Below are 7124 nucleotides of genomic sequence, written 5' to 3'. Positions count from 1 at the left end.
GGCGCGGCCGGCCCCGTGGGCGACACCCCGCGCGCCGACCTCCCGCGCACCGTCGACCGGCGCACCGAGCGGCCGCGCGCCGCCCACTGACCCCGGATCACCCGGTCGGCCGCCCCCTCGGGCAGGTCGGCCGCCGCGCTGCTCGAATGTGAGACGAGCCCTGCCCACTCGGCGTCAGAGCGGGCCCGTCCACCCCCGGGAGCGCGCGTGTCCTCAGTCAACAGCCAACGGGCGGCCGGCGAGGCCCACCTCGGCCACGTGGTGTTCATCTCGGCGGCCGCCGCCATGGGCGGCTTCCTGTTCGGCTACGACAGCGCGGTGATCAACGGCGCCGTGACGGGCATCCAGAAGCACTTCGGGGTCGGCCACGGCACCACCGCCTTCGTGGTGGCGATCGCGCTGCTCGGCTCGGCGGTGGGCGCGGTGATCGCCGGCCGGCTCGCCGACCGCCTCGGCCGGGTCCGCACGATGCTGCTGGCCGCCGCCCTGTTCGCGGCCAGCGGCATCGGCTCGATGTTCCCGCCGAACATCGAGACCCTCGCCACCTGGCGCGTGGTCGGCGGCATCGCGATCGGCATCGCCTCGGTGATCGCCCCGACCTACATCGCCGAGGTCGCCCCGACCGCGTACCGCGGCCGGCTCGCCTCCTTCCAGCAGATGGCGATCGTGCTCGGCATCACCGTCTCCCAGCTCGCCAACTGGGCCCTCAACCAGGCCGCCGGCGGCGAGTCCACCAACCACCTCGGCGGCATCCAGGCCTGGCAGTGGATGCTCGGCGTCGAGGCCATCCCGGCCCTGGTGTACGGGCTGATGGCGCTCGCCATCCCGGAGTCGCCGCGCTTCCTGATCGCCGACCACCGCGAGGAGCAGGCCCGCAAGGTGCTGGTCGAGGTCGAGGGCGAGGGCGTGGACCTGGACGCCCGGGTCGCGGAGATCCGCTCGGTGCTGGAGTCCAGCCACAAGCCCCGGATGAAGGACCTGATGGGCGGCCGCTTCGGCCTGCTGCCGATCGTCTGGGTCGGCATCGGCGCCTCGGTGTTCCAGCAGTTCGTCGGCATCAACGTGATCTTCTACTACTCGTCCCTGCTGTGGCAGTCGGTCGGCATCAACGAGTCCAACTCGCTGCTGATCAGCCTCTCCACCTCGATCATCAACGTGATCGGCACGGTGATCGCGATGGCCCTGGTGGACCGGATCGGCCGCAAGCCGCTCGCCCTGGCCGGCTCGATCGGCATGGCGGCCGCGCTGGGCACCGCCGCCTGGGCGTTCTCCTACCGGGAGGGCACCGGCGACACCGCCACCCTGGACAACACCCACGCCACCGTCGCCCTGGTCGCCGCGCACGTCTTCGTGCTCTGCTTCGCCTTCTCCTGGGGCGTGGTGGTCTGGGTCCTGCTCGGCGAGATGTTCCCCAACCGGATCCGCGCGCTGGCGCTGTCCGTCGCCGCCTCGGCGCAGTGGATCGCCAACTGGGCGATCACCGTCAGCTTCCCGGACCTCGCCGACTGGAACCTCTCCGCGACGTACGTCATCTACGCGGCCTTCGCGCTGCTCTCCATCCCGTTCGTGGCCTTCTGCATCAAGGAGACCAAGGGACGCGCCCTGGAGGAGATGGGCTGACCCGGACCGCCCCGCCGAACTCCCGCCGCTCGCGGCCCGACCCACCGAGAGGAAGCCATGCCTGACCAGGGCGGCTCCCGGCAGAACGTCACCTTCCCGAGCAACGGCCGTACCGCGCACGGCTACCTGGCCCGCCCGCCGCAGGGCGTCGGACCGGGCCTGGTGGTGGTGCAGGAGTGGTGGGGCCTCACCTCGCACATCGCCGACATGGCCGACCGCTTCGCCGCCGAGGGCTTCACCGTCCTCGCCCCCGACCTGTTCGGCGGCGCCACCACCCACGACGGCACCGAGGCGGCCCGCTTCCGGCGCGAGCTGCCGGTCGACCGGGCGGTGGAGGACCTGGCCGGGGCGGTCGACCACCTGCTCGCGCTGGACGGCGTGGTCGGCGACGCGGTCGGCGTGGTCGGCTTCTGCATGGGCGGCGGCTTCGCGCTGCTGCTGGCCGCCCGGGCCGGCGACAGGGTGGCCGCCGTGGTCCCGTTCTACGGCCTGCCGCCCGACCCGGACTTCGACTACCGCGGCCTGACCGCCCACGTGCTCGGCCACTTCGGCGAGCTGGACGGCTCGATCCCGATGGCCGCCGTGGACGAGGCGGCGATCCGGATCGGCGAGGCCACCGACGTCCGCCCGGAGATCCACTTCTACCCGGCCGGGCACGCCTTCATGAACGACGAGAACCTGATCGGCACCTACGACCCGCTCCAGGCCCGGATCGCCTGGCGCCGCACCGTCACCTTCCTCTGGGGCCACCTCGGCTGACGGGGCCGGCACAGCCGGCGGGGCAGCCCTCGACGTTCGGGGCCACCTCGGCCGACTGGGCGGACTCGGCCGACGGGGCTAGCTCGGCTGAAACCCCACCCTTCCGACGCCCCGGTACGACAACCGGATGGACACCCGTACGCCCCCACGGCATAGTCTCCGGGTGCCGACCCCACCCTCACGCCGCTTCGCCTGGGCGAGCCGCAACTTCCGCATCCAGACCGCCGCCACCGTGGTCAGCGGCCTCGGCAACGCCGGCGCCCCCATCGCCACCGCCTTCGCCGTGCTCGGCACCGGCGGCACCACGACAGAGGTCGGCTACGTCACCGCCGCCCGGCTGGTGCCCACCGTCCTGCTGATGGTGGTCGGCGGCACCCTCGCCGACCGGCTGCCGCGCCACCTGATCATGGTCGCCGCCAACGTGTTCAGCGGGGTCTCCCAGGCCGTCCTGGCCGCCCTGGTGCTGACCGGTGACGTCCGGCTCTGGCAGATGCTGGCGCTCTCCGCGGCCGGCGGGGCCGGCTACGCCCTCTACTCCCCTGCCTCCGGCGGCATGATCATGCAGGCCGTCCCCCAGGAGCATGCCGCCCGCGCCTTCGCGGTCTTCCGGATGGGCCTCAACGCCTCCCAGATCGGCGGCGCCGCCCTCGGCGGGGCGCTCACCGCCCTCGTCGGCCCGGGCTGGGTGCTCGCGCTGGACGCCCTGTGCTTCCTGCTCGCCGCCGCCCTCCGCTTCTTCCTGGAGCCGGAGAAGGCCCCCGCGTCCTCCGGCAGCAGCATGCTGCGCGACCTGCGCGAGGGCTGGCGGGAGTTCGCCTCCCGCCGCTGGCTCTGGGTGATCGTGCTCCAGTTCTCGGTGCTGGTCGCCTGCATCAACGCGGTGGAATCGGTGTACGGGCCGACCGCCGCCAAGGAGCGGCTCGGCGGGGCGGGCGCCTGGGGCCTGGCGATGGCCGCCTACGGCGTCGGCCTGGTGGCCACCGGCGTGCTGATGACGCGCTGGCGGCCGCGCCGGATCCTGCTGGTCGGCAACTGGGGGGTCTTCCTGTTCGGCGTGCCCGCCCTGGCCCTCGCCGCCGAGGTGCCACTGCCACTGCTGGTCGTCGCGATGTTCCTGTCCGGCGTCGGCGTCACCGTCTTCGGCGTCAACTGGATGGTCGCGCTCCAGCAGGAGATACCCGAGGAGATGTTCTCCCGGGTCACCGCGTACGACGAACTCGGCTCCTACTCGCTGGCCCCGGTCGGCACCGCGCTGGCCGGCCCCGCCGCCGTGGCGCTCGGCCTGTCGGGCGCGCTCTGGGCGTGCGCCGCCGCCTGTCTGGTGCTCAGCGCGGTCGTCCTGCTGGACCCGCAGGTGCGCCGGCTGAGCCGTCGGGGCACGACGGACGCACCGGTGCCCGTCAGCGAGCCCGCGCCCGCTCCGTGAGCCCCCTGTGCGCCCCGCGTGCGCCCGCCCGTGGGCAACCGCAGGTGCGCGGGTGACGTCCGAAGTGTCAGGAAACACCACCGTCTCCGAGGGGCCACCGGTGCCGAAGCCACTGCTGTTCCTGGACGTCGACGGCGTCCTCAACCCGGTCCGCCCCCACCCGGACGCCGGGTTCGACACCCACACCCTGTTCGGCTACACCGTCCTGCTGTCCGCCCGGCACGGCGCCTGGCTGCGCGAACTCGCCGGAACGTACGACCTGGTCTGGGCGACGACGTGGGAGGAGAACGCGAACACCCACATCGCCCCGGCGATCGGCCTGGACCCGCTCCCGGTGGTCACCTTCACCGGCTACGTCCCGCAGCCCGGCGACCCGCGCGTCCCGCTGATGGAGCTGTTCTCCGCCGCCAAGTGGGCCCCGCTGCTGCGCTACGCCGCCGGCCGGCCGTTCGCCTGGGTGGACGACGTCATCCCGCCGCGGCTGGTCCGCCGCTCCCGGTTGCGCCGGGACCGCCTGCTGCTGCCCGTCGACCCCGGCGAGGGCCTGGAGCGCCGGCACGTCGACCGGCTGCTCGCCCGTCCGCCGCGCGGCCGGGCGCGGTCGCTCAAGGGGTCGGCAGCCAGCTGACGTGCCCGGCCAGCAGCGCGTACCCGACAAAGGCCACCGTGTCGATCAGCGCGTGCGCCACCACCAGCGGCATCACCCGCCCCCAGCGCCGGTACAGCAGGCAGAACACCGCGCCCATCACCATGTTGCCGACCAGCCCGCCGACCCCCTGGTAGAGGTGGTACGAGCCGCGCAGCACCGAACTCGCGGCCACCGCCGCCGGCCAGGACCACCCGACCTGCCCCACCCGGCGCAGCAGGTAGCCGAGGACGACGACCTCCTCCAGGATCGCGTTCTGCCAGGCCGACAGCAGCAGCACCGGCACCCGCCACCACACGTCCGGCAGCCCGGACGGCGCCACCGTCAGGTTGTACCCGGCCGCCTGCGAGGCCAGGTAGAGCGCCAGCCCCGACCCGCCGATCGCGGCCGCGACGGCGGCGCCCCGCCCCAGGTCGCGCAGCTTCTGCCCGAGGTCGAAGCCCAGTACCCGCAGCGCGACGCCCTCGCGCACCAGCAGGTACCCGACCAGCACCACCGGCATCAGCCCGCGCCCGATGTAGTACAGCTGCCACACCAGGTCCAGCCAGGGCCGCCCGGGCGCCCGCGAGCCGTTCAGCGTGGCGACCTGCTGGCCGAGCTTGAGCGGTTCGGTGAGCGAGCCGGTGAAGCTGATCAGCGCGCTGATCCCGCTGGCCCCGAGCGAGAGGCCGAGGACGATCAGCAGCTCCGCGCCGAACAGCCGACGGGTGGGCTTCGCGGTCTCCGGCGCGGTCGGGACGGTGGTCACGGGGGCTCCAGCGGACGGGCGGTCGCTCCGGCCGTCGGCCGACCACCGGAGCGATCATCCTGACACAGCCGCCGGACCGCCCCGACGGGGAGGGCTCAGCCCACCGGCCAGGTGTGCACCGGCTCGCCGCCGCGCATGAGTTCGGCGTAGCGCCTGGTCATCGCCGCGAGCGCGGCCGGCCGGTCCATCCCGTACTGCTCGCGCAGCCGGTGGAAGGTGGCGGTCTGCCAGGACGCGCCGTTGGTGCGGCGCAGGCAGCGCTGCTCGATGATGCCCAGGTAGCGGTCCCGGTCGGCGGGCTCCACGCCCCACTCGTCCAGCCCCTGGTAGGCCATCGGCAGCAGCTCGTTGAGCACCAGGTCGACCGCGGACACGGTCTGCAGCCCGCCGCCGCGCCCGGCCCGCCCCGAGCGCGGCCACTGGAACACCGCGTCGATGCCGTACCGGGCGCCCTGCTGGAAGTTCTCGTCCGCCCGCTCGAACGGCAGCCGGGTCCAGATCGGCCGGGGCTGCTCGGCCAGCACCCGCACCAGTCCGTAGTAGAAGGCGGCGTTGGCGAGCGTGTCGGCCACCGTCGGCCCGGCCGGCAGCGCCCGGTTCTCCACCCTCAGGTGCGCCACCGCGCCCGCGATGTCGTACACCGGGCGGTTCCAGCGGTAGATGGTGCCGTTGTGCAGCCGCATCTCGGCGAGCCTGGGCGCACCGCCGGAGGCCAGCACCTTCATCGGGTCCTCGTCGTCGCAGATCGGCAGCAGCGCGGGGAAGTACCGCAGGTTCTCCTCGAACAGGTCGTACGCCGAGTCCACCCAGCGCTCGCCGAACCAGGTGATCGGGCGCACGCCCTGGGCCTTGAGCTCCGCCGTACGGGTGTCACAGGCCTGTTGGAAGAGCACCGGACGGGTCTCCCGCCACAGCTCCCGCCCGAACAGGAAGGGCGAGTTGGCGCCGAGCGCGAGCTGCGGCCCGCAGATCGCCTGGGCCGCGTTCCACACCGAGGAGAACCGCTGCGGGGTCACCTGGAGGTGCAGTTGGAGCGAGGTGGCGGCAGCCTCGGCCACCATGGTGATCGACTCCAGCTGGAGGTGCTCGACGCCCTCGATGTCCAGCGCGATGTCCTCCCCGCGGGCGGCCAGGATCTGGTCGCTGAGCAGGCTGTACCGCTGGTTGTGGCTCATCGCGTCCAGCCCGGTGTGGGCGTGCTCCAGCGTCGGCAGGATGCCCACCATGACGATCCGGGCGCCCGCCTCGGCCGCCTGCCGGTCGGCGTAGCGCAGCCCGGTGTCGATCTCCTCGCGCAGTTCCTCGAACACGTGCCCGCAGAGCCGGTGCGGCGTGATGTTGACCTCGATGTTGAAGCGGCCCAGTTCGGTCTGGAAGTCGCTGGAGCCGATCGCGCTCAGCACCTGCGCGTTGTTCATGGCCGGCAGGCCCTGCTCGTCGGCCAGGTTGAGCTCGATCTCCAGGCCCATCACCGCCCGCGGCCGGTCGAAGCGGTCCTCCCGGATCATCCGTCCGAGCACGTCCAGACACGTGTGGAGCTTGCGCCGGTAGAGCTGCCGGTCCGCCAGTTCCGCCCGAGTCGCCACGACCTTCTCGCCCACGGTCCCCTCCTCCAGAGCCACCCCGTCGAGCACCCGGTCGACCGACCGTGCAAGCATGATGCCCACCGCGAAGATCGATACCCGAACGTGCGTACTGGCTTGCAATGCAAGGCATCTGACGGAAAATCAGACGAACTGTGGACTTGCCCGACACCACAGCCTGTGATAAACAGATCACCCTGCGCACCTGTTCGAATTCGCACAGCGCTCCGGCCGGTCCGCCTCGCCCCGAAAGCCCTCGTCGAGGCGGCGACCGCGCCGGCACCGCGATCCTGCACAACCGGACACGGCCCGGCCCCGTCACCGACGACGCGTCGCCCCGCC

General features: G+C 72.9%; 6 protein-coding genes. 4 read left to right on the top strand and 2 right to left on the bottom strand.

All coding sequences use genetic code 11. The features are described 5' to 3' along the window. The first annotated feature begins 207 nt into the window (after window positions 1-207). The 4 genes from ACWDCZ_RS30240 (at window position 208) to ACWDCZ_RS30225 (ending at window position 4433) form a co-directional block, all read left to right on the top strand. The gene (locus ACWDCZ_RS30240; RefSeq protein WP_074004470.1) at window positions 208-1620 is read left to right on the top strand and encodes a sugar porter family MFS transporter; all 1413 of its coding nucleotides are present in this window, start codon (window positions 208-210) and stop codon (window positions 1618-1620) included. Between the two features lie 57 nt (window positions 1621-1677). Further along, window positions 1678-2379 (top strand): dienelactone hydrolase family protein, encoded by a 702-nt coding sequence (locus tag ACWDCZ_RS30235; RefSeq protein WP_049655503.1) that lies wholly within the window; start codon window positions 1678-1680, stop codon window positions 2377-2379. A gap of 163 nt (window positions 2380-2542) precedes the next feature. Next, window positions 2543-3805, top strand: a complete 1263-nt coding sequence (locus ACWDCZ_RS30230) for an MFS transporter (RefSeq protein ID WP_449817485.1) — start codon at window positions 2543-2545, stop codon at window positions 3803-3805. Window positions 3806-3905: 100 nt separating this feature from the next. Beyond that, window positions 3906-4433 carry an HAD domain-containing protein gene (locus ACWDCZ_RS30225; RefSeq protein ID WP_449817484.1) on the top strand — a complete coding sequence of 176 codons (528 nt, stop codon included), beginning with the start codon at window positions 3906-3908 and terminating at the stop codon, window positions 4431-4433. Here ACWDCZ_RS30225 and ACWDCZ_RS30220 read toward each other — a convergent pair. Further along, window positions 4411-5199 (bottom strand): CPBP family intramembrane glutamic endopeptidase, encoded by a 789-nt coding sequence (locus tag ACWDCZ_RS30220; protein WP_049655508.1) that lies wholly within the window; start codon window positions 5197-5199, stop codon window positions 4411-4413. The genes ACWDCZ_RS30225 and ACWDCZ_RS30220 overlap by 23 nt on opposite strands. 95 nt (window positions 5200-5294) lie before the next feature. Continuing rightward, window positions 5295-6800: a glutamate--cysteine ligase gene (locus tag ACWDCZ_RS30215; RefSeq protein WP_449817486.1), complete on the bottom strand. Its 1506-nt coding sequence runs from the start codon at window positions 6798-6800 to the stop codon at window positions 5295-5297. Between the last annotated feature and the right edge of the window lie 324 nt (window positions 6801-7124).

The organism is Kitasatospora sp. NPDC001225 (assembly GCF_053597855.1).
The sequence above is the reverse complement of the archived record's forward strand: the minus strand, read 5'-3'. Positions and strand labels throughout refer to the sequence as shown.